Annotated in this window: 16 protein-coding genes and 1 pseudogene; 9 read left to right on the plus strand and 8 right to left on the minus strand. The window is 70.2% G+C overall.

Going from position 1 to position 22749, the window contains the following annotated elements; translation table 11 throughout:
• The first annotated feature begins 10 nt into the window (after window positions 1-10).
• Entirely contained in the window at window positions 11-937 is a 927-nt protein-coding gene (locus ACFTWF_RS27785) for a polysaccharide deacetylase (RefSeq protein ID WP_378464364.1), read from the plus strand.
• A 7-nt stretch (window positions 938-944) separates the two neighbouring features.
• On the opposite strand, the gene ACFTWF_RS27790 is transcribed toward ACFTWF_RS27785, so the two are convergent.
• Entirely contained in the window at window positions 945-2738 is a 1794-nt protein-coding gene (locus tag ACFTWF_RS27790) for a TerD family protein (RefSeq protein WP_378464508.1), read from the minus strand.
• Window positions 2739-3038: 300 nt separating this feature from the next.
• Between ACFTWF_RS27790 and ACFTWF_RS27795 the strand changes: the two genes are divergently transcribed.
• The 4 genes from ACFTWF_RS27795 (at window position 3039) to ACFTWF_RS27810 (ending at window position 5184) form a co-directional block, all read left to right on the plus strand.
• A complete protein-coding gene (locus tag ACFTWF_RS27795) occupies window positions 3039-3428 on the plus strand; it encodes an excalibur calcium-binding domain-containing protein (RefSeq protein WP_378464365.1) in 390 nt (129 codons plus the stop codon).
• Window positions 3429-3632: 204 nt separating this feature from the next.
• Window positions 3633-4127, plus strand: a complete 495-nt coding sequence (locus ACFTWF_RS27800) for a pentapeptide repeat-containing protein (protein WP_378464366.1) — start codon at window positions 3633-3635, stop codon at window positions 4125-4127.
• A gap of 130 nt (window positions 4128-4257) precedes the next feature.
• On the plus strand, window positions 4258-4749 hold the full coding sequence (locus tag ACFTWF_RS27805; protein ID WP_378464367.1) for a DUF4188 domain-containing protein: 492 nt from the start codon (window positions 4258-4260) through the stop codon (window positions 4747-4749).
• 135 nt (window positions 4750-4884) lie between these two features.
• On the plus strand, window positions 4885-5184 hold the full coding sequence (locus tag ACFTWF_RS27810; protein ID WP_378464368.1) for a hypothetical protein: 300 nt from the start codon (window positions 4885-4887) through the stop codon (window positions 5182-5184).
• On the opposite strand, the gene recD is transcribed toward ACFTWF_RS27810, so the two are convergent.
• The 3 genes from recD to recC are packed head-to-tail and all read right to left on the minus strand — an operon-like array spanning window position 5102 to window position 13535.
• On the minus strand, window positions 5102-6970 hold the full coding sequence (gene recD, locus ACFTWF_RS27815) for an exodeoxyribonuclease V subunit alpha (protein ID WP_378464369.1): 1869 nt from the start codon (window positions 6968-6970) through the stop codon (window positions 5102-5104). The two genes, ACFTWF_RS27810 and recD, sit on opposite strands and share 83 nt — an antisense overlap.
• Window positions 6967-10278 (minus strand): UvrD-helicase domain-containing protein, encoded by a 3312-nt coding sequence (locus ACFTWF_RS27820; protein WP_378464370.1) that lies wholly within the window; start codon window positions 10276-10278, stop codon window positions 6967-6969. Before ACFTWF_RS27820 ends, recD begins: the two co-directional genes overlap by 4 nt.
• Window positions 10275-13535, minus strand: coding sequence for an exodeoxyribonuclease V subunit gamma (recC, locus tag ACFTWF_RS27825; RefSeq protein WP_378464371.1), 3261 nt, complete (start codon window positions 13533-13535; stop codon window positions 10275-10277). The genes ACFTWF_RS27820 and recC overlap by 4 nt, the downstream gene beginning before the upstream one ends.
• A 163-nt stretch (window positions 13536-13698) precedes the next feature.
• Between recC and ACFTWF_RS27830 the strand changes: the two genes are divergently transcribed.
• Entirely contained in the window at window positions 13699-14601 is a 903-nt protein-coding gene (locus ACFTWF_RS27830) for an MSMEG_6728 family protein (protein ID WP_378464372.1), read from the plus strand.
• An 89-nt stretch (window positions 14602-14690) separates the two neighbouring features.
• Here the strand turns inward: ACFTWF_RS27830 and ACFTWF_RS27835 are convergent, their stop codons facing one another.
• The gene (locus tag ACFTWF_RS27835; protein WP_378464373.1) at window positions 14691-15788 is read right to left on the minus strand and encodes a GIY-YIG nuclease family protein; all 1098 of its coding nucleotides are present in this window, start codon (window positions 15786-15788) and stop codon (window positions 14691-14693) included.
• A 135-nt stretch (window positions 15789-15923) separates the two neighbouring features.
• Between ACFTWF_RS27835 and ACFTWF_RS27840 the strand changes: the two genes are divergently transcribed.
• Both ACFTWF_RS27840 and ACFTWF_RS27845 read left to right on the plus strand, forming a co-directional pair.
• Window positions 15924-16193 carry an ANTAR domain-containing protein gene (locus ACFTWF_RS27840; protein ID WP_378464374.1) on the plus strand — a complete coding sequence of 90 codons (270 nt, stop codon included), beginning with the start codon at window positions 15924-15926 and terminating at the stop codon, window positions 16191-16193.
• A gap of 118 nt (window positions 16194-16311) precedes the next feature.
• Window positions 16312-16818 carry a hypothetical protein gene (locus ACFTWF_RS27845; RefSeq protein WP_378464375.1) on the plus strand — a complete coding sequence of 169 codons (507 nt, stop codon included), beginning with the start codon at window positions 16312-16314 and terminating at the stop codon, window positions 16816-16818.
• Between the two features lie 14 nt (window positions 16819-16832).
• Here the strand turns inward: ACFTWF_RS27845 and ACFTWF_RS27850 are convergent, their stop codons facing one another.
• Window positions 16833-17105 (minus strand): hypothetical protein, encoded by a 273-nt coding sequence (locus tag ACFTWF_RS27850; protein WP_378464376.1) that lies wholly within the window; start codon window positions 17103-17105, stop codon window positions 16833-16835.
• 141 nt (window positions 17106-17246) lie between these two features.
• On the opposite strand from ACFTWF_RS27850, the gene ACFTWF_RS27855 reads away from it, so the two are divergent.
• Window positions 17247-17318: an Rv1535 domain-containing protein gene (locus tag ACFTWF_RS27855; protein ID WP_369691050.1), complete on the plus strand. Its 72-nt coding sequence runs from the start codon at window positions 17247-17249 to the stop codon at window positions 17316-17318.
• A 50-nt stretch (window positions 17319-17368) separates the two neighbouring features.
• On the opposite strand, the pseudogene ACFTWF_RS27860 reads toward ACFTWF_RS27855, so the two are convergent.
• Window positions 17369-21760, minus strand: a pseudogene (locus ACFTWF_RS27860) (HAD-IC family P-type ATPase); the annotation flags it as partial.
• Window positions 21761-21885: 125 nt separating this feature from the next.
• Window positions 21886-22668: a hypothetical protein gene (locus ACFTWF_RS27865; RefSeq protein ID WP_378464377.1), complete on the minus strand. Its 783-nt coding sequence runs from the start codon at window positions 22666-22668 to the stop codon at window positions 21886-21888.
• Window positions 22669-22749: the final 81 nt, after the last annotated feature.

Consider the following 22749-nt stretch of genomic DNA (forward strand, 5'->3'; position numbering starts at 1 on the left):
GGAGCACACCATGACCAACGACTTCGTCTGGCCGCAGGGCCACACCGCGGCCGCCGCCTTCACCTTCGACGTCGACGCCGAATCCTGCGTCCTCGCCCACGATCCCACGTCGGCGAACCGGATGTCGCTGATGAGCCACCAGTCGTACGGCCCCCGCGTCGGGGTGCCCCGCATCCTGCGAGTGCTCGAACGTCAGGGCATCCACGCGACGTTCTTCGTGCCCGGATTCACCGCCGAGTGCTACCCCGACACGGTGCGCGCCATCATCGACGGCGGTCACGAGGTGGGGCACCACGGGTACCTGCACGAGCCCATGAAGGGGCTCGACGCCGCGACCGAGGCACGGTACCTCGACCGGGGACTCGACGCGCTCGAAGCGGTCGCGGGGATCCGCCCCGTCGGCTATCGCGCCCCGTGGTGGGAAATGAACTGGCACACACCCGAACTCCTCGCCGAACGCGGGTTCGTCTACGATTCGAGCCTGCTCGACGGAGACAAGCCCTACCTGATGGCGACCAGCCCGGAATCGAAGCGCACACTGATCGAGATCCCCGTCGACTGGGCACTCGACGACTGGGAGCAGTACGCTTTCTACCCGGGTGTCACCGGCAGCGGCGTCATCGAAAGCCCCGCCAAGGTGCTGGAGATGTGGACTCTCGAAGCCGAGGCCCACTACGCCGAAGGCGGCTGCTTCGTCCTCACCAACCACCCCTTCATCTCCGGCAGACCCTCCAAGGCGATGGCGTTGGAACGTCTCATCGAGAACGTGAAGTCGATGGACGGAATGTGGGTGACCACCCTCGGGGACATCGCGGCACACGCCCAGCGCGTCTGCAGCGAACCCTTCGTCCACACCCGATTCGAGATCCCCACCTTCCCCGACGTCCAGATCCGACGGACTCCGCAGGCTCCGGTCACCGTCCGTTCGGAACGGTGAGGTGACCTCAATCGTCGACCGTCACCCCGCACTTGGTGGCGAGCGTGGCGAGATCGTATTCGTACCCCTGACCCACCGCGCGGAGACGCCACCGCCCGGCCCGACGGTAGATCTCGGCGAAGTGCATCGTCCGTTCGCTCGTGCCGGCGTCCAGTACGAATGATGCGATCGTGTGGTCCGGAGCGTCCACGGTCACCGAGATCGGACCGAGTTCGCCGAAGGTGCGGTCGCCACCGATCGCAGCCGATACGGACAAACACTGGTAGTCGGAGTGCAGAGCAGCCAATTCGATCCGCACTCCTTGCTCACTACTGCCGTCGCAGGACAATTCCACAGTGCCGTCCGCACTCGTCGGCGAGTTGTAGAAGAGGAAGTCCTCGTCGCAACCGACCCTGCCGTCTTCGCCGAGAAGAAACGCGACCACATCCACGTCGAACGCATCGTCCGTGGTGTGCGCGCGCCATGACGCGTTGACCGTCAGCGATGTCGTCTGTGGCGGTAGGTCGATCACCTCTCCGCGTGCGAGTAACGGTGCCACCCATTGAAACGGCGGTCGGATCGGCTCGCGGGTCGCCACTGCCTCGACTGGCGGCACCTGCTCGGGCGGTGCCGCCGGGTCGAGTGCGGAATTCACATCGGCGGTCGTGAGCAGTGGCAGCTGACGAGCCGACACTCGGTCCATACGGGGATCGAGTTCACCACCGTCGAGAACGAGGACCTCGGTGACCCCTGCAGACAGGTTTACCGAGGGCTTGGCACCCAATTGCACTATGCGGGATCGCATCAGAACGGAGTCCGAGTGCGAGCCACCGACGATGAGCACTCTTCTTCCGTGCCAGGGCTTCTTGGAGGCGGCGGTTGTCGCAGGTCGAGGCTGAGGAACTTCCGACGGTGCCACAGCCGCCGTCGGCTCACCCGGAGACACGTGAAGCAACATTTCACCGAGCTGTAGCTCGGACAGGATGGGAATCCCCTCTGCCACTGCGCGGCGCACCTTTGCATTCAACGAGTGCCGGTCGTTGCAGACGACGACACTCGTCTGGCGGCTGAACGAATTCATGACGTCCAGGCCGGCGTCGGTCAGACGTGCGGCGAGCGAAAGGCGAGGAATCTCTGTGCTGCCACTGATCACTATTTTCATGCCCTGGACCAGTCCCACCCCAAGATCGAGCCGACCCGGATTCCGCCACAGACACTCCACGCGCGGAATGCGGTCGGGATACACAGGCCGCCGGTCGATGCACCCTACGACGGGAAGAGGAAGCCTGAGGGACTCGGCCAGCGAGGCGCTGTGCGCGAAGACCTCCGTCAACACGAGGGCGTCGTCGTAGGCGTCGTGAGCCCGGTTCTGACGAACCTTCCAGTGCGCGGCGAGAGTCGACAACTTGTGGTTCGGGACGTCGATCTCGAGGCGACGCGAGAGGGCGAGGGTGCAGAGCCTGTGCTGTGTCGGCATCGTCAGCCCGGCCCGACGTGCCTCGGCGTCGAGAAAGCCGTAATCGAACGACGCGTTGTGCGCGACCAATGTCCTGCCGTCGAGGAGGTCGAGCAAGTCTTTGGCGACATCTTCGAATCGAGGCGCCCCCGCGAGGCGTTGAGGCGTCAAATTGTGGATATGGACGGGCCCCGGGTCGCAGCCTGGGTTCAGCAGCGTCACCAACTCACGCTCTACCGAACCGTCTTCACGCAACGCCAACGCCGCGAGGCTGAGCACACGATGCGTGGACGAACGAAGACCGGACGTCTCGACGTCGACGACAACCCAGCGGTGTCCGGTCGGCAGCCGCACCGGCCGGGTCATGGTCGAGGAGGCAGATGACAGCACAGAGCGACTATAGGGCCCGGTCTCCGCCGTTCGGTTCGACGACACGGGAATCTTCGGAACACATCCAGACCAGCGGGGATTTCTGGATAGTTTTTCGTTCAAGTACAGGTTGAGATCCTGTCATTCGAGTGAATGACAGACAGGACTATTGCGCCTCAACGACTTTCGAATATCGGCACCACTGGCTACCATTCTCCTCACACTGAATAGATCGCCCGTCGTGGCGTTTCTCGACCATTCCGTGTAAGTCACACACCACCCCTGAACGAGGTAAATATGAAGGCTCGACGGCTATTCTTCGGCGTCCTCGGCTGTGCCGCCATCTCGATGGCAGCCGCGCCCTCCGCACAGGCGGCGACGATCTTCGATTTCCTGCCACCGGAGATTGCGTCCCTGATCCCGAGCGGTTCGGCCGACGCCGTAAATCCCCTCCTGCCGCCCGAGCCCGCCGCTCCGGCAGCCCCGGCACCCGCACCGCAGGTCGCGCCGGCTCCGCAGGTGGCGCCGGCTCCGCAGTCAGCGCCCGCGCCGCAGGCTCCCGCGCCGCGGGCCGGGTACAAGAACTGCACCGAGGCACGCAACGCCGGTGTCACACCGATCTACCGCGGCCAGGACGGTTACGCGCCGCACCTCGACCGCGACAACGACGGCATCGCCTGCGAGTAGTCGATCTCCGGCGCGCCGTGCCCGCAGACGCACCCCTTCTGTGCCCACGCACCCCCTATTCCGGCCCGAGAACGGGTGCGGCTGCCGAGAAGGGGTGCGTCTGCGTCAGCCCAGCCGGTGTCGCGATTCCCCGTGCGGCACAGTGCGCTCGGCACTATGTTCGGCGGTGACGGTGCAGGTTTCTACGCGAGGGGGCAGTCCGGCATGAGCAGGACACATTTCACGGTTCGGATACTGGGCGCAGTGACGCTGGCGGGAGGTGCCGCACTCGCCACGGGCGCGGGCACCGCCGCGGCGGACCCGCTCACCGAGATCAACGGCTGCACCATCGTGGCGAATCCGACGCCCGACGATCGCACCACGTGCCCGGGCGCCGATCTCAGTTTCGCAAATCTGGCCGGCGTGAACCTGAGCTTCGCCGATCTGTCGGGCGCGAACCTGAAACGGGCGAACCTCACCGGAACCAATTTCGCTGCCGCGAATCTGTCGTACGCCGATCTGAGCGACGCAGACATCACCGGCACGAACTTCACGGATTCGCAGCGCAACGCGGTGATCCTGTACAGCACGGACATCAACATCTTCGGCACGATCGTCGGCGACATGAACATCACCACCGAGCCCGAGTGGTCGACCGAGGCCCACGAGCGGGCACTCGCCTCGGTCGTCCCGGTGACACCGCCGCCGCCCGCCCCGTAACTCACCCCTGACTGACCACCCGGGCTGCGCACTGCGCGGTCCGGGTTTTGGCATGCCTGCACCCCTTGACATTGGATACTATCACTATCCATTATTAGATAGTCCCGATATCCAGTCTTGGAGGCATCCGATGACGACGATCGAACCCGCCCGTTCCACTCACCACCACGACGGCGAACTGGTGGTCTTCCTGATCGGGATGACCATCAACCGGCCGTGGCGACCCGACCTGTGGCTGCCGGCATTTCTGGCGATGCCGACGATGCTGCGGGAACTGGCCGAAGACGCCGAGTCGGGCCTGATGGGCTACCGCCTGACGTTCGGATGGCGCGGCCCGACGGTGATTCAGTACTGGAACTCCGTCGACAAGCTGTACGCATACGCAAGCGACGGCAACGCGAAGCATCGACCGGCATGGGCCGCGTTCAACCGGCGGGCCCGCAAGGCACCCGGCGCGGTCGGCGTCTGGCACGAGACCTATCCGGTGAGCCGCGCCGAGTCGGTCTACGTCGGTACGCCGGCGATGGGCCTGGCACAGGCCACCGCCCGCGTCCCCGTCTCACAGAAGTTGAGCCGCGCCCGAAACCGGCTGTCCCACAGCGATAACACCCACGAACACTGATCGACATTTCAGGAGAGGATCAGGGAACCCCTGATCGCCCTCGTTGCCGTCACCCTGATACTCCGCGCCGCAGGTGCCGCCGGGGTACGCCGGTTCCGGCCGTGGCCCGTTGCCCTACGGGGTGGACTCGCGGCCATGTTCACACTGACCGGCATGGCCCACTTCGTCGGGATGCGAGCCGAGCTCATCGATATGGTCCCGCCTGCCCTGCCGAATCCCGGACTGCTGGTGACCGTCACCGGCGCACTCGAACTCGCGGGCGCCGCAGGGCTCCTGATCCCCCGCACCCTCCTGCAGATCGTCTTCCTGTCGGCCACCCTCGCCGTCGTGATCTCGTCGGCACGCAACCGTGCTACCGAATCACCCTCCGCAGCCCGCTCGCCCGCAGGACCCGGCGTTGCACGCCCGCCCGCACCGCGTCCTCCGCTCCGATGATTCGCACGTGCTTCCGCGCACGGGTGATCGCGGTGTACAGCAATTCCCGGGTCAGCAGGGAGGATGCCGCACCGGGCAGTATCACGGTCACCGTGTCGTACTGGCTGCCCTGACTGCGGTGAATCGTCATCGCGTACACGGTCTGCACGGCGGCGAGGTGCGTCGGATGTAACAGGAACGGTTCGGTGCCCCGCAGGAAGGCGGCCGCGAGTTCGTCGTCGCGCCGCACGATCACCCCGGTGTCGCCGTTGTAGATCTTCGTGTCGTGATCGTTGGCGGTCACCATCAGCGGCTGGCCCGGATACCAGCGATCGGGGTCCAGTCGCTGCCCTGTCGCCGCGCCGATCCACTCCATCGCCTGCCGCGCCCACCACTGCACGCCGTACGGACCCTCCCGGTGCGCACACAGCAACCGGTGTGTCTCCGAATGCTGCAGTGCAGCAGCCGCATCGCCCAATTCAGCGGCGCCGGTGACCGCGGCCGCCGTACCCACCACATCCGACCGCAGCGCGTCGAGGTCGTCCGGATCGTGGAACGACACGTCGGGGGCACCCTCGCCGCGCAGGATCTCGATCACGCGGTCCTCGTGCCCGTCTCGCACCGCGACCGCCAGTTTCGCGATGCCGCCGCCGAACCGGCGTCCACGGCTGAGCCGGACCACCCCGCCGCGCAGCCGGTCGCGCTCGCCCACACTCAGGGACGCTTCGAGGGGGTCGTCCGCGGCGTCCAAGTCGTCTCCGACCACCCGCGCGAGCACCGGATTCTCGGTTCCCGAGACGGGCCGCCCCACCAGATCCGAGAGGACGGCACCCGCATCGACGGACGTCAGCTGATCCGGATCACCGACGAGCACCAGGTGCGTGTCGGGGCGGACGGCCTCGAGAAGCCGGCACATCATCGTCAGCGACACCATCGACGTCTCGTCGACGACGATCACGTCGTACGGCAGGTGATTGTTCGCGTTGTAGCGGAATCGGCTGCCGCGCCCCCGCTGCCACCCCAGCAGCCGGTGCAGCGTCATCGCAGCCAAGTCGGGCGGCAACCCGAGTGCGTCGGCCTGCTCCTGCACCGCCTCCTGCAATCGCGCCGCGGCCTTGCCAGTGGGGGCGGCGAGCGCGATGCGCCGCCTCGGTCCCGGTTGCCTCGCCAGCAGCGCCAGCACCCGGGCGACGGTGTGCGTCTTGCCCGTTCCCGGTCCGCCGACCACCACGGACGTCCACTGCGTGGCGGCCACCGCGGCGGCGATCCGTTGCCGATCCGGTGACGGCGACGGCGCCCCGACGTCGTACTGATCGCGGAACAGCGCGTCCAACCCGTCTCGCAGCGCCTGCTCGTCGACGAGCGGATGCCCGACGGAACGCTGGTCGAGCACCCGCCGGATGGTCGATTCCTGCCGGAAATACCGGTCGAGATACAGCAGCCCACCCTCCGCGGTGTCGACGAGCCGCAGCGGTCGCAGCGGGCCCGCCGCGCCACCCGTGACCAGGGGGCTCCGGCGCAGTGCCTCGACGACGGTCGAGTCGTCCGGCCAGGGCAGCGCGTCGAGATCGACCTCGGACTCCTCGTCGACCGTCACCTCCCGGATCCGCGTCAGGTCCAGGCACACCGAACCGGCCCGCACCGCGCGGACCGCCAGCGCCGTCGCCAGCACGACGTCTTCCGAGGGTTCACCGCCGAGCGCCGACAACCGCAACGCGACGTGCACGTCCGCCGCGGCGAGCACACCGGCCTCGTTGAACAGCCGCAGCCGCCCCTTGCCGCGCTGCGCCACCTGCACCTCAGTCATGGCGTCCCCTCGGGCTCGGTGGCCGACCCGGACAGCAGATCGGACAGTTCGGTGATCAGCGCGGCCGGGGGTGCCCAGTCGAAGACACCGCAGCCGGGCGGGGTACCGGGGCCGACCATTCCACGAACGAACAGGTACTGGACCCCGCCGAGGTGCACCGCCGGATCGTAATCTGGTTGCCGCCAGCGCAGGTAGCGATGCAACGCAACGGAATACAGCAGCGCCTGCAGCGGGTAGTGTGCCCGCAGCATTTCGGCGGCCATGCTGTCGCGGGTGTAGTGGGCGGTGGTCAGCTCCCCCTGCGCGAGGCGGTTGGTCTTGTAGTCGACCACGACGTACCGCGGCCCGGGCAGCCGCAGCACGGCGTCGATGCTGCCGGTGAGGTATCCGCGCAGCGGCGTCGGTTCGAGGGTCTGCACGGCGTCGGAATACGACCGCAGCGGGTCGTCGTCGGGCAGGTGCGTCCGGAGCAGTCTGCCGACACCGTCGAGCATCACGGTCGGTGCCGGCGTGTCGCCGCCGGCGAGGGGCAGCTCGAAGTCGAGTTCCGCCAACAGGTCCGCGGGGGCGAGGTCGGCGAGTGTGTGACCGGCCCCCGCACCGAGAGGAGTCCGCAGCACCGGGACCAGTGCGGTGGCCAGCTGAGCCGGATCGATGTCCGAGAGCGTCGACGCGATCACGTCGCGGCAGCACCGCAGTACTTCGTCGTCCAGATCGGGCGCTGCCGTGTCGACGATCTCGAAGACGGCGTGGACGAGCGTGCCGAACGTCGCTCCGCCCGGCAAGTCGTTCATCGTCGACGGCACACCGGTGGTGACGTCGGCGGGGGCCTGCAGCGGTGGCTCGTCCGGCTCGTCCGTCTTCTCGTCGACCTCCGCCTCACTCCCGACGGCGGGCGCGTCGTGCGCGGACGCGGTCAACGCCGAATACGACGTGCGACGCCAGCGCGTGTCGAGCAGCCGGCGGAACCGCGCGGCCTCCAGGTCTCCCCTGGGTTCTCGCTGCGGGGTCCACCCGACCCGTGCGATCGGTTCCGACCCCACCGCCTCGACCGTCACCGTCTCCGGCGCCGCCGAACCCCACTCCGACAACCGTTCCGCGACAACCGGATCCTCGGGAACAACGGCCTTCTGCGGGACCTCACGCTGCCCGGGCCGACGCCCCAGAATCATCCGGTGCAGCGGCCCGTCCGCCGTCGTGAACCCCGGCGCCCACCACACCACGAGCCCGCACATCGCCCGGGTGACCGCGACGTACAGCAGCCGGAGTTCCTCCCCCGCCTCTTCGGCGTCGTGCCGGTTCCTGCGGTCCGCGTAGCCGGGGCTACCCGGACCACCGACGTCGAGGATGCGCCGACCGTCGTCGTCGTGCAGGAGCAGTTTGCTCGGCTTCGAGATCTTGGCGGCGTCCCAGGCGTAGGGCAGGTAGACGAGCGGGAATTCGAGGCCCTTGCTGGCGTGGACGGTCGCGATCTGCACGGCGGCGGCGTCGCTGTCGAGTCGCCGGCTGCGGTCCACCCCGCCCGAGGTCGGGTCCTTCATCCGTTCGGTCAGCCAGCGGGTGACGGCCGTCAGACCGAGCGACTGCTCGACGGCGGCGCTGTTGAGCAACTGCGCCACGTGCCGCAGATCGGTCAGGGCCCGCTCTCCCGCCGCGACCCGGAGCAGTCTCGCCTCCAGGGCGGCGACCGCGGACAGTCGTTCGAACAGTGCCGCGAAACCGGACTGCGCGAACACCGCGCCGAGTTCGCGCAGCAGGCCCCCGACCTCCGCGACGATGTCGTCGCCGCGGGCGTCGAGTTCTTCGGCCGAATGTCCGAGCAGCGGGGTGAGCGCCGCCAGCCGCACCCGGTCGGCGCGGTGCGGTTGCTCGATGGCCTGCAGGATCCAGAGCCAGTGCAGCGCAGCGGGAGTGGTGAAGACACTGGCCCCGCCGGCCAGCACGGACGGCACCCCCGCCCTGTCGAGGGCGTCGTGGACCAGGGCGATCTGGGCGTTGGTGCGCACCAGCACGGCGATGTCGCCGGGTTCGACGAGCCGTGGGCTGCCCCCGACGTCGAGCGTCGCACCGCCGTCGAGGAGGGCGACGATGTCGGCGGCGAGGTCGGCGGCGATCCGCTTCCGGAGCGGCGCCACCCCTGGATACCCCGATTTGTTGAGTGGACCTGCGCCGGTCCGGGGAAGGTACCGCAGTCGCAGCGGCGCGGCGCCCGTGAGCCGCGACTTCGATCTCGCACCGTCGACACGGTGCACCACGATCTCGGGATGCCCGAGCGCGGCGCCGCCGTGGAGGTATTCGAGGCCGTCGAGCAGTTCCTGATCGCTGCGCCAGTTGGTGGTCAATTCCTGGTGCCGGTCGGCCGACCGCACCGCGTCGAGATAGCTGAGCACCTCAGCCCCGCGGAAGGCGTAGATGGCCTGCTTCGGATCGCCGACGAGCACCAGTGTTCCGTTGCCGTGGAAGGTCCGGCGCAGAATGTCCCACTGCAGCGGGTCGGTGTCCTGGAACTCGTCGACGAGGACGACGCCGTACCGTTCGCGGACGCGCCGGCAGGCCGCCGCACCGTGTGCGGGGTCGCTGAGGACGCGGTGCAGGAGCATCGGCAGATCGTCGAAATCGCGCAGCCCGACCGCGCGTTTGCGCCGCTCGACCTCGGCGCGCACCGCCTCGGCGAACGCCACCCGTTCCCCGGCCGGGGTTCCTCGCGCGTCTTCGGGGGCGAGCACGGCCTGCGGGTCGAAGATGGCGGCCCGAGCGGCGGCGGTGGCCTCGGCCGGAGTGAACGGCGCGACCTCGACGCGACTGTAGGCCCGCAGGTACAGGTCGTCGATCACCTCGGTCGTGAGGTCGTCGGCCGCCTCGACCAGCACCGTGTCGGGGTCGCGCTCGCCGGCGATGCCGAGCCCGTCGAGCATGCGCTGGCAGAAACTGTGTGTGGTGACGATGGTGGCGGCGTCGAAATCCGACAGTGCCTGCAGCAGGCGCCGGCGACGCACCGTCACCTCATCGGCGTCACCGTCGGCGAGGTGCCGGATCAGGTGATCCGCGCTCAGGCGCGCCGCCGCCGGATCAGCCAATGCGGCTGCGGCCGAACCGAATCGCTCACGGGTTCGTTCGCGCAACTCCTGCGTCGCGGCCCGGCTGAACGTGACCAGCAGCAGCTGCGACAGGGCCACCGCACCCTCGGCGACGAAGCGGGCGGCCAGACCGACGATTGCGTACGTCTTGCCGGTGCCGGCGCTCGCCTCGAGCACGGTCGTCCCCTCCGGCAGCGGGCCGAGGAGGTCGAATCCGCCCGCGCCGGTCACGGCTGTGCCATCGTCTCGGCGGTGAGCAGCGGCGCCCACAGTTGCCGCGCGTAGTTCTCGATGGTCACCGAATCACCGAGCACGTCGAGACCGGGAGACGCCCCGTACACGTAGGTGATGTGCCGGTCCCGTGAATCACCGAAATCACTGGTCCACTCCTTCCGGGCCGCCTCGATCGCCTCCTCCACACTGCTGCCGCCGTACCGTCGTTCGGCGTATGCCGCCGACGCCCCCGTGGCGATGGGCAGCGGTGCGTGCAGACCCCGATCGCGCAACTCGACGAGGCGCACCAATTCCTCCACCGGGTTCTCCGGCGCGGTGAGGGTCGAGCGCCACGCCGGACGGCTGTACGCACCCCGGCCGGTTGTGACGGCGGTCCACTCGGTTCCACCGTCGGAGGCCGCCACTGCCAGCAACTGCGCCCACGCGGTGAGCCGATGCTTCGGCCCCAACCTCGAATACGTGGTGCTCGCGATCACCGATCCGTGCACACCGCCGACCGTCCCGGTGAGCCGGCGACCCGAACCGAGGTCGACATCGACGTCGACGGATTCCGCACGGCCCACGTGCACCGACCCGCTGACGGCGACGAGCGACTCCACCGCGTGCTCGATTCCCCCCAGCACCGACTCCCCCAAAGCGAACGGCGGCAACGTCCCCCGGCGCCACTCCGCGGCGCGGAAGTCGCCCAGCTCGACCCCGGCCAGCCTCGCGACGAGCATCCGCTGGCCCAGATCCCAGCGGGCCAGCGGATCGGGCACGATGTCCAGCGCGTCGGCGAGGTCCTCGTCCACGTCGGGAACCCGCAACCCGAGCCGTTGCCGCAGAAACGCCTGCGTCGGGTGCACCAGGAACGCGATGAGTTCGGCGAGATCGACGTCCTCCACCGGCGGCGGCACCAGCGGCGCCGGCAGGAACCCGGGCTCCGGCTCCGGCGGATGCTGCGCGGCGCGGGCGCCCGCCAGCGCGCCCCGATCGAAGCTGAACGGACGCTCCGGCCGAAAGTTCCGGGCATCGAACGGCTGCAACGGATGCCGGGTCACGATACCCGGGAGAGCGTCACGCCCGACCGTCGCGGCCACCGCGTCGAGGAGCTCGGACAGCGGGATCGCCGGCGGCCGGATCATGCCGCTGACGGGGTCGGCGCCCGTGTAGAACAGCAGCAGCTTCTCACTCGCGGACATCACGGCGTCGAGCAGCAACTGCCGATCCTCGCTCCGCGGGTCACGTTCGCCGAGAAGCGGATTGCGGGACAGCACGTCGTCGCCGTCCACGCTCACACCCCGCGGGAACACTTCGTCGTCGAGACCGAGGAGAACGACGACGCGATGCGGCACCGACCGCATCGGGACCATCGTGCACACCGTCAGCTCCCCCGTGCGGAAGTTGGCGCGGGTGGGACGGCCCGCGAGCCGGGTGGCCAGCATGGCGCGCACGTCCGACAGTCGCAGGACCGTGTCGCCGCCGTGCTCCATCGCGGCCCCGAGTTCGCGTCGCGCCTGCGCCAGCTGCCACGTGTCGGCGGCGGAGACGTCGACGAGAAGGTCCAACGCCCGGGTGAGGGCGCTCGACCACGCCGCGACCGACTGCGGACCGCCGAGCCCCCGCAACGCGACGTCGAGCCGGTCGACGAACTCCGCCAGCCGCCCGGTGAGGTCGATGTCGTTGCTGTCGACGTCGTCGAGCGGCAGTGCCAGGGCGAGCCATTCGCTCTCCGACTCGTCGGCGGCTGCGCCGAGCAGGATGCGGTCGAGTGCGGTGGTGAACGTGTTCTGCGGAAAGTCGCCGAGACCGAACGCGGCGCGCTGCCGCGGTCCGATTCCCCACCGCGCGCCCGTCGCCGAGGCCCACTCCCGGATTCGTTCGAGGTCGTCGTCGCCGAACCGGAACCGCCTGCGCACCGGGGCGGCCGCCGACAGGTCCAGCACCTGACTCGCCGTGACCCGCGCGTCGGCCAGCTCCAGCAGCGTCGACACCACGCCGAGGACCGGATTGGTCTGGTGCAGCGCACGATCCGCGAGCCGGACCCGCAGCCGGTGGCCGGGATGGCCGAGCACGTCCTGCCCGAACGCGGCGCGGATCAGCGGCGCGTACGACTCGACGTCGGGGCACATGACGAGCACGTCGCGCGGCTCGAGACTCGGATCGTCCTCGAAGAGATGCAGCAGGCATTCGCGCAGGACCTCCACCTGGCGTGCCGGGCCGTGGCAGGCGTGCACCTGGACGGACGAGTCGGCCGTGCACTCGGCGAGCACGGGTGCACGATCGTCCCTGATGTCCGTCTGCAGGCGTCCCAGGAGGGAATCGGGCAGCGGCGGCGCCTCGTGGTGGACATCGTCGAGGTCGAGACGGGTCAGCCTCGACTCGAGTTCGCGGACGTCGCGGGCCAGGCTGGAAAGCAGCGGGTGCGCGACGGACAGCGCGGCGTGGTCGTCGGCGCGCGCCAGGACGCCGTCCGTCGCGGCCGAGGCCGACCACATGGCCGAGCTCGGATGCGAAAGCCACAGGTGCACATCGCGATTCACGGCAAGCGCGGCGATCACCGCGAGCTGGTCGGTCGCGAGCCGGGTCGGACCGAACAGCGACAGCCGGTCGGGGAGGTCGACGAGCCCCGGTTCCTCGCGCAGCCGGGCGCAGGCCGGGTCGAGCCGCTCCGCAGGCGACGGGCCGCCGATGCGCTCGCGCACCCGTCGCCACAGTTCTGCCTGCCAGAGGAGGTCGTCGTCGAGCGCACCCCCCGCCCCGTCGGTGTCGCGACCACCTGCCCAGTCGACCAGCATCGCCGGTCGCTGAGCGCCGTAACTCCGGAACAGGTCGGTCAGGTGCGACGCGGTGGCGTAGCGCCTGCCGGTCCGATGATCGTCCGGGTTCTCGTCCGGCAGGCCGTGCCCGAGATGCTTGGCGAGAACCGCGCACCAGGGCTCTCCGAGGCACCGGTCGACGACGTCGAGCAGCGCCCACAGCATCCGCGACGGCGCCCACGGGTCGTCGTCGGCGGACACCTCGGTGGCCGCCGCGAGGCACTCGTCCACGAGCCGGGTCGGTGACGGGAAGTCGATGTTCGCGGCCACGCCGTCGCCGAGACCGGGCCGCGTCCCGAGCGCCGTCGACAGTCGCTGCGTGAGCCAGCGCTCCACACCCTTCGCCGGGACCGCGACGATCTCACGGGCGAACGGGTCGGACAGCGGGGTCGCGAGCACGTCGCCGAGCGCCGACGCGAGGGTGGTGGAACGCTCGGCGCGATGCAGAACGAGCACATTGTCTCCCCTCGCTCCCCAACTCCGGTCGGCTCAGACTTACCACACCCCACCGACTCGGGAGGTCCACACTCCGCAGGTGAGTGGCAATGTGTGCGGGGGAACGCATTCGCACTCACGTGCGGGTTAACCTGGTTCCGACCGTTCCGGCGCGGGAGGCAGGATGCAGACATTCGTGCCCGACCCGGGGTTCGCCCGCAGCGGCGCACTGCTCGACGACCGGCGGCTGGGCAAGCAACGGGTGGAAACCTTTCAGATTCTCCGGGCCCTCGTGTGGCCGTCGTACGGGTGGAAGAACCATCCCGCGACCGCGATGTGGCGAGGCTTCACCCCTGCGCTCGTCGCGTACGGCGTCGCGATGTGCCGCGAATGGTCCGCACGCGGTCACACCGACGCCCTCGCACCTCAGCTGCTCGAGTACACGGGTGGGCGACTCGACTCGTTCGAGCACCTCCGCGACCACGGACTGCTGCCACCGTGGGTCGGCGACGACGCCGTCCACGCCAGTCACCGCCGAGTTCTCGCCGAGAAGGCACCGGACGCCTATCCGCGGTCGTGGAGCGGAGACGGCGGATACGTCTGGCCGACGCCCGTGTACCCGCGGTGGCCCGTCCGCGGCGCCGGCCCGCGCGAGGTGCTGACTCCCGCGGAAGCCGAGACACTGACCGGCAGCTCGGACACGGAGGACCTCCTGCGCAGTCTGCATCTCGGCCTGTCCGCCTCGACCGACTCCCCCGATCCGGCGACGGTCGTCGCCGCGAGCCTGGTGCGTCCCGGACTGACGGCGGTGCTGCTCGACGCCGATCCCGTTCCCGACGACGGCGAGACACCCGTGGCGACGGCGGACGACGCCGGCGCCGCGACCCCGTCGATCGCCCGGCAACCGACGCCGGAAGATCGGGAGGCGATGGAGAGTGAGGTGACCGATCCACGCCGTATCCGGTTCTTTCGACGCGGCCAAGCGGTTCCGAGCGCCGAGCGGTACGGACTGGTCGTCTCGTCGTCGAGCAGGCCGCCGCAGGGGCTCGACTCGATTCCCCTGCTGCACCTGCGCACCCCCAGGTGAGTGGCAATGCGTACCGGGGCACACTTTGCCACTCACGTACCGGGGCACGCTGCGCCACTCACGTACCGGGGGACGCTGCGCCACTCACGTCAGCGGCCGGGGCGGGCCTGCGTCAGGTGCGGAACCCAGCCGTGGGTGGGCCACTTCTTCAGACCGACCTTGGCGGGGACGATCCTCTTGTTCACGAATTGCGACTCCAGTTCGGTGTCGGACTCGCCGGTGAACCGCCACAGCGAGGCGTCGCCCGGCCGCGCAACCGACGACCAGGACCTGGCCCGGTAGGCGGCGCGAACGATGTTGTCCGCGAACACGATCACCGGGATGTCGTCGGTGTTGCGCACGGCCGCCCCGGCGGCCCACGCGCCGCGGGAGAGTTCGTACACCTGTTCCGACGTCACGCCGCGCCGGGACGCGGCGGGCACCTCGAGGACGACGCACGGGGTCGGCAGGTTCGGCACCGGCTCTGCTGCGTACTGCAACACGAGGTCGTCGACGGGCACCGCGCGATGCTCTCCGACGCCGCCCGCGAGGTTGGCGAGCACGGCACCCTCGTTCAGCCCCAGCGCTCCCACCACCCCGTCGCGCACGGCGTCGGCGACACCACCGCTGTCGGCGACCCGGTGCGCCACGATGTAATGCTCGACCTCGTGACCGGAGTCGAAGATCTCCCGGATGCGGGCGATCGTCGCGGCCTTCACCTCGGCGCCGTCGGTTTCCGGATCCTCCAGCGTCTTCCGGTGCTCGTTCTCGGCCAACGCCTCCCACACGTAGCCGTACACCCGCGTGCCCCGTCCGGTGCCGACGTAGAACACCGACCTGTTGCGGGGGTCGAGCAGCGCATAGACGTAGGTGCCGAGTTCCTCGCCCACCCGCTTCGGGAACGGTTGCGGTGCGTGCCGGGTCTGATACACCTCTTTCAGGATCAGACGCAGCGCCGCCAGTTTCAACGCGACGGGGACGCCGCCCTCGATGCCGTCGAACAGCGCGGTCGCCGCGCCCTGCACCGAGGAGAAAGTGTGCCCGATGTGCCGTTCCAGCGACTTCGTGACATCCGCGAACTGCGCGAACCGCACCCGGGGATCGGGGGACGCGTTGTCGAGATCGTTGGACGCGAGGAAGGTCTGGACCTCGGCATTGTCGAGCCAGCGAGAAGTGATGTCGATCGGGATCGTCCAGACGGTAGCCATGCCCCTACCGTAGGGGAAAAGTTCCGTGAAGAACTCGGACGACTAATGCACCGGGCGATTCGAACCCTTTCGACGTACGACTCGGTGCGGGAAGATGGAGTGGTACCCGCTCCGACGCAGGTTGGGAGAACTTTCATGACAGCGCCCAGCTACTCCACCCGCACGGCCGTCGACATCGCCGTCGGGATCCTCATCGGCGTCCGCGGCTGCTCCGAGAACGAGGCGTTCACCGAACTCGCGGAGACGTCCCGGCGACACAAAGTCGCCCTCGCCCGCACCGCACGCGCGTTGATCGCGTTCAGTCAGACTCACCATCACGACCTTCCCGCCTCCGACGTCACCGCGGCGGCTCTGCAATGGAGCAACGCCACCCCGTACCGCGGTGCGTTCGGCACGGCAGCATAGGGCGGATGTGCGTGAAGTCTGAGAATTCTCTGGCTTCGACGGCGCGATGCCCCGCAACCCTTCAGACTCGATGTGAGACCGAACGACCTGCGCACCGAGAGACGAAGAGGTAACTGAGTTGACGATCCGCAAGATCACGGTTGCCGCGGTAGCGATCGCCGCAGCCCTCACGATGTCCGCCTGTGGTTCCGACGAGCCGTCCAGCTCGAACGCGACCACCACGTCCACCACCGCATCGGCGGCCGAAACCACGGCCGACCTCGTTCTGCCGACCGCGGCCGACCTCAACGCCCTGCTGGCGAAGGGACTCGATCCGGCGACTCCGCTCGACCAGAAGATCGCCATGGTGGAGGGTTCCGAGCAGGATCCGAACCTGTTCAACCAGGTCGCGGCCGCCGCGCAACAGGCGGGCGCTCAGGTGCAGGTGCTGGACCCTGTCATCGACAACGGCGACGGGAGCGCCAGCGCCCAACTGCAGTTGACGATCAACGGCCAGGTTCAGCAGAACACCCTGCCCGCCATTTTCGTACCCGGCGAGAACGGGACATGGAAGCTGTCGAAGGCAACGGCGTGCTCGATCGTGGCGATCGCGCAGCTGACATCGCCGGCGTGCCCGCCCGCCTGATCCGGGCTTACGCGTCAGACGCCTTCCAGGGCTTCGCCGATCTCCTGGACGGCCCGGTTGTGCTGATCGGTGAGCAGGATGTGTCCTGCCGCGATGGTCACCGCCACGGGCCATTCGATGATCTCGACGGCGGCGAGCAGTCCGATCGCGGCGAAGAATGCCAACTGCTCGGGACGGGGCAGCGGCACGCGGCCGAGGACCGGTAGCTGGACCGCGAAGCTGCGGGCCTCGCGGACCCGCTGCACGGCGTCGCTCTGCGATTCCGCCTCAGACGTTCGTTGGGTCATCGTTCGTCTCCCTTGTCCGTGCCGTTTTCCTGTCCGCCACCTTGATCGCGGACCGTTGCAGGCGTGCTGAGTTCCGTCGCCCAGACCGCCGTCGGTGTCTTCTCCGCTGCCTCGGACCCGTTCACCGGGGCGGTGACCCGGGTGCTCACTCCCCCGCTGCGGGAGGTGTACGCCGTGCTGCTCCGGGCGGGTGTGATCGAGATCGTCGACTGATCGCCCGCGAATTTTTCCAGCAACCCCGGTGCGAGGGCAGCGGCCGCGGTCGCGGCGCCCGCGCACCCCAGCGCCTGGGCCCAGCCGAGCGGCCCGAGCGGGGTGCAGCCCAGGAGCTGACTGACGCCGGGCGTGCTGACCATGACGGTGAGCGCGACGAGTGAACCGCCCGCCGTGAGCACGACGAGCGGGCTCCGCGAATCGATGAGCGTCTGCCCGAGTTGGGTGCCGACCAGCGCCACCAGCCCGACCGTCGACGCCCGGCGCTGCCTGCCCGTCACGCTCGCCAGCGCCCACGCCGTCGTCGCACCCGCCGCCGTGGCCGTGCCGCGGATCGCGACGGTCCGCCACAGCGCGGCACTGTCCGGGCCACGGCCCTCGCCCCTGGCCCGCTCATTGGGCGGACTCACGGCGAGCGCGGCCGCCGGCAGCGCATCCGTGAGCACGTTCACCAGCAGGAGCTGGCGCGCGGTCAGCGGCGACCGTCCGGCGATCGCGCTGCCGACCAGAGCGAACGCCACCTCCCCCGCATTGCCGCCGAGCAGCACCGACACTCCCGCCTGCACCCGCCGCCACAACTGACGGCCTTCGTCCAGGGCGTCGAGCAACGCGTCGACACGGCCGTCGAGCAGCACGACGTCCGCGGCGCTCCGGGCGGGGTCGCTGCCGCGGGAGCTGACCCCGATGCCCACGCTGGCGGCCCGGATCGCCGCCGCGTCGTTCGCGCCGTCGCCGACCATGGCGCAGACGTGCCCCACCCGTTCGAGGGTCTGCACGATCTGCACCTTGTTCTCCGGGGACATGCGGGCGAAGACGACGCACTTCTCGACGGCATTCTCCTGACCCCGGTGCGACAACGCGTCCCAGGCCGTCCCGCTGATCACCTGCTCGGCCGACACCGGCAGCCCCAGCTCTCTCGTGATCGCGGTCGCGGTCACGGGATGGTCGCCGGTGATCAACCGGACCCCGACCTGCCGCCGTTCCAACTCCGGCAGCAGCCCGGCCGCCTCCGGACGCGGGGTGTCGGCGAGCCCGAGCAGTCCGACGAATTCCAGTCCGGCGCCGCAGAGCTCGTCCAGGACCGCGGTGTCGGCGGCCGCGCGGCGCGCTTGGAAGGGCGTGACGGTTCGGCGGGCGACGGCGATGACGCGCAGCCCGTCCGCGGCCATGCCGACGACGGTGCCGTGCACCTCGTCGGCGTCGATTCCGGTGCAGGCCTCCAGCACGACCTCCGGCGCACCCTTCAGCGACAAGTGCGTGCCCGACAGCGCAGCGGAGTACGGCCGCCCGGATCGGAACGGGAGGTGGATGTGCTCGCTGTCCTCCGGGGCGAGGTCCGCCGCCGCCTCGGCGATCGCGGCGTCGGTGGCGTGTGCGGCCGGACGTCCGTCGGGTGTCACGGCGCTGCGGGCCGCGCAGGCGAGCACCTCCTCGCGGTCGTGACCCGGGTGCGGGTCGGCGCGGACCACCCGGAGCCGGTTCTCGCTGAGCGTGCCGGTCTTGTCGAAGCACACCACGTCGACCCGGCCCAGCGCTTCGACCGAACGCGGTGCCCGCACCAACGCGTCCGACCTCGTCAGCCTGCGTGCGGCGGCCTGTTGCGCGAGCGTCGCCACGAGCGGCAGTCCCTCGGGAACGGCCGCCACCGCGACCGCGACACCGCTGGTGACCGCCTGCCGCAGTCCGGTGCCGCGCAGGAACCCGACGGCCGTCACCAGCGCACCGCCCCCGACGCTGACGGGCAGGACCCGATCGGTGAGGGTCCGGAGCTGCGCCTGCAGACCCACGTGCGACGCGCCCGCGGGAGTGAGGGCGCCGGCGCGCCCCGCTTCGGTCGTCTCGCCCACCGCGGTGACGATCGCCGTCGCCGTGCCGGTGAGGACGGTGCTTCCCGCGAACACCATGCAGGCGCGCTCGCTGAGCGGCGCACCCGGAGTGGCCGACGTCTGTTTGACCACCGGCAGGGATTCCCCGGTGAGCGACGACTCGTCGACCTCGACGCCGGCGGACTCGACCACCCGGCCGTCGGCGGGCACCACCTCGCCGGGACCGATCTCGATCACGTCCCCGGGCCGCAACCGCGAGGCCTCCACCCGTTCCGACACCCGGTGTTCCGGAACTCCGGCGATGCGGTGTGCGGGCGGATCCCCCGCCGCCAGCAACCGGTCGAGCAGGCGTTCCGCGTGCAGACGTTGCACCGCGGACAGCGCGGCATTGCCGACGAGGACGGAGCCCACGAGCACCGCGTCCACCGGCGACCCGAGCAGCGCGCTCGCCGCCGACCCGGTGGCGAGGACCGGTGTCAGCGGGTCGGACAGCTCGGTGCGCATGGCCTGCCCGAAGTCCCAGGCCAGTCCGGCCGGCCACGCGGTGAGCCGCCCGATCACCGCGACCGGGCCCAGCACGAGGTTCACCGAACGACGCCGCGAGCCGCCGATCCCCTCGTCCTCACGCACGGGCAGCAGCCGGCGCACGTCCGGAACCGGCATCTCGTGCCACGCGTGGACCGGCGCCGCGGCCGGGGCCGGGGCCCGCAGCACGCCGCGCGCGAGGGAATGCCCCGTCCACACTCCGGCCGCCGCCCCGACCGCCACGGGTCCGGGTCCGCGGCCGCGCACTCCCGGAAGCATGAGGAGCGCACCGAGTATCGACGACGCCGTCGCGATCTCCACGCCGTGCCTGCTCGCGGTCCTCGCGTCCGGCAGCGATCGCAGCACCCGCCAGGCCACGACGAGATCGTCGACCAGGAGATCGGCGGGCCAGGGCGGCGGGCCATCGGGGGCGAGGAGGCCGATGCCGACGTCCGCGGCGGCCAGGGCCAGCGGCGCCCGGACCGCGAGCACCGCGACGGTCGCGCCTTTCGCCCGCAGCGCCGCGACCGCGTCGCGGAGGTCCGCGTCCTGTGACCCGCTCGACGGGAACAGGTCGTCGAAGGCGGAGCGGAGACCACCGAGGGTGTCCACGTCCACCGACACCACCTGCGCTCCCGACGTCCGGGCCTGCGCGAGCACGGCCGCCGCGTGCGAATGGTGGGCGGGGGTCACGAGCACGGCGGCGTCGTCGTCCTCGGCTGCCGCGGCGAGATCATCCGGGAGCTCGCCCAGCGCGTGCCAGCCCGCTCCGAGAGCACCGGCGGCCACGGCGGATCGGGCGGCCTCCCACACCCGGGTCCGGCCGGAATCGCGGACCGCGCGGATCGCGCTCACCCGGAGCTCGGACGTGTGCAGGACGTCGGGGTCGACGACCACCGCGTCGATCCGGTCCAGGCAGCGCAGTGCGCGGGGACGCAGGGTGAGGACGCCGTGGCGATCGGCGAGTCCGCGGCCGAGCGTGGCGGCGAACACCTCGCGGGCGGTGCGCGCCGCCTTCGGCGCGGCAACCAGGGCCGCGTCCGCGGCGCCCGCCACGCTGCGGGTGGCCGCCCCCACCGCCGTGGCCCCGACCAACTGGGCGACGGCCGCGCGGTCGGCGTCCCGCTCCAGCGGTCCCGACGTGCGGTCGCGGGGAACTGCGACGCGGTGGGTGTCGTCGGCAGGGTTCCGCGCCAATACGGGTTCGCGCCGCCGCCACGCCTGCCGTCCCGACCAGGCCTCCGCCGTGATCGCGGACCGCAGAACCATGTCGACGGCGAGCGACGCGGGCGCCTGCCGCACCACGTCGCCGGCTGCCTGCGCGGTGGCGAGCAGCAGTTCGGCGGCGTCCGGTCCGAGCCGGTCCTCGACCATCCCGCGCAGGCGCGGCTGATAGGTGACGAAGGTGACTGCCGCCGCCGGCACCGGCCAGGGCAGGCCGGGGATCGGAATCAGGCGGCCGGCGAGCGCCGCGACGAACCCGGTCGTCACGGCGGCCAGTGCGAGGGAGCGTTCGGCGAGCGTCACGTCGTCGCCGGGAAGTTCCCTCGGCCGGTCGCCGGCGGCGCCCGGGACCGGCGGCCGGGCCCGATCCTCGGCGCCGGCGATCACGGTGCACAGCTCGGCCACCGACGGTCCGTTCGCGCCGACGGTCACGACCAGCCGGGACAACGACCGGTTGAGTTCCGCCCGGTCCACACCGTCGAGACCGCGGACGGCAGCGAGAACCCCCGTGGCCACGTCGTCGCCGCGCACCCCGTCGATTCCGCGGACCTCGATCCAGGCGCGACCGTGGCGGGCACTCGTCCGTCTGACCGGTGTTCCCCCCATCAGCTCGCCGGCCAGCTGCGTCGCCGTCCGGGCGGCGGTGGCCACGAGATCCGCGGCCACGGCACCCCCGTAGGTCGCCACTCCGAGACCGAATCCGGCGCCACGCACCGGCAGCGACGCGGCGGTGCGGAGATATCCGACCGGTCCCACGGCGGCTACTGCCTGGAATCCGTGCCGAAGTTCGGCGGCGCGAGCGCCACCCCGACCGCACCCGTCACGGCGTGCACAACGCCGTCGGCGATTCGCATCATGAACTCCCATCGGCCGTGGCCACCGGCGCCGCCGACATCGGCGCGGTCATGACCGCGGTACCCACCCCAGGGTATTCCCAACCGCCTCGCACCGGAACGTATTCAGGGAACTCTCCGTAAACCTCAGATTCCGTTCTACCCCAAGGGAATTCGTTCACCCTGCTCGGTGCGCCAGAAGTCCCACCCGTCGTAGGTCTCGACGTCGCCGCTGATGTGGCTGGCAACGGCACGCGCCGCCGTCGTCGGGTCGGGGAACCGCCGGCCCTGCATCGGGCCGCGCACGATCTCCAGCGAACGGGTGTCGGGATCGAATCGTCCGACCAGGCGGTACCCCTCGAAGTCGGCGACCACCTCGAGTCGGGTATCGACCAGTTCGTCCGACACGGCGGCAGCTTTCGCCGGCTTCTTCCGGGCGGAGGCCTCGGCGGCCGCGTCCGCGCGCAGCGTCGCCGCCGTGGTCGCACGCTGCGCGTCGCTGTAGCGGCTGGGGTCCTTGTCCCCCGCCAGGCCCAGCAGGTCCCAGCGACCGCGGCCGTGCGCGATCCGGTTCAGCGGGATGGCGTGATGCCCGGTCCGTGTGCGGCCGGGGGTGTCCATCATCCACAGATCCACCTCGGCGCGGATGTCGTCCGCGACCTCGGCGGAGGGCACGACGAAGAACTCTTCCGGGGTGCTCGCGAGGTCCACGAACACCCAGAACTGCGAACCGGTGTCGTCGTCGTCGAGCGATTCGTCCTGTTTACGGGCCTGCCAGTCGCCGCTCAGTTTGGAGCGCACCCGCACGATGCAACTGGTGCCGTCGTCGCCCCAGACCTGGACGGGGTTGCGTCGTGAGTGGGTGAGCCGGACTGCCTTGCCGCCCCGTTCCACGACATCGGCGATGAAGGCCTGGATTCCCCGGCTGGCGGTGTCTTCCACTGTGTACGTGTCCGTCCCTGATTCTGCGTCCCGTACGCAGGTGGAGAGAGGTGTGGCGACGGGTTTGCGCAGCACGACTCG

The sequence above is a fragment of the Rhodococcus sp. NPDC056960 genome (genome assembly GCF_042674125.1).
GTDB lineage: Bacteria > Actinomycetota > Actinomycetes > Mycobacteriales > Mycobacteriaceae > Rhodococcus_F.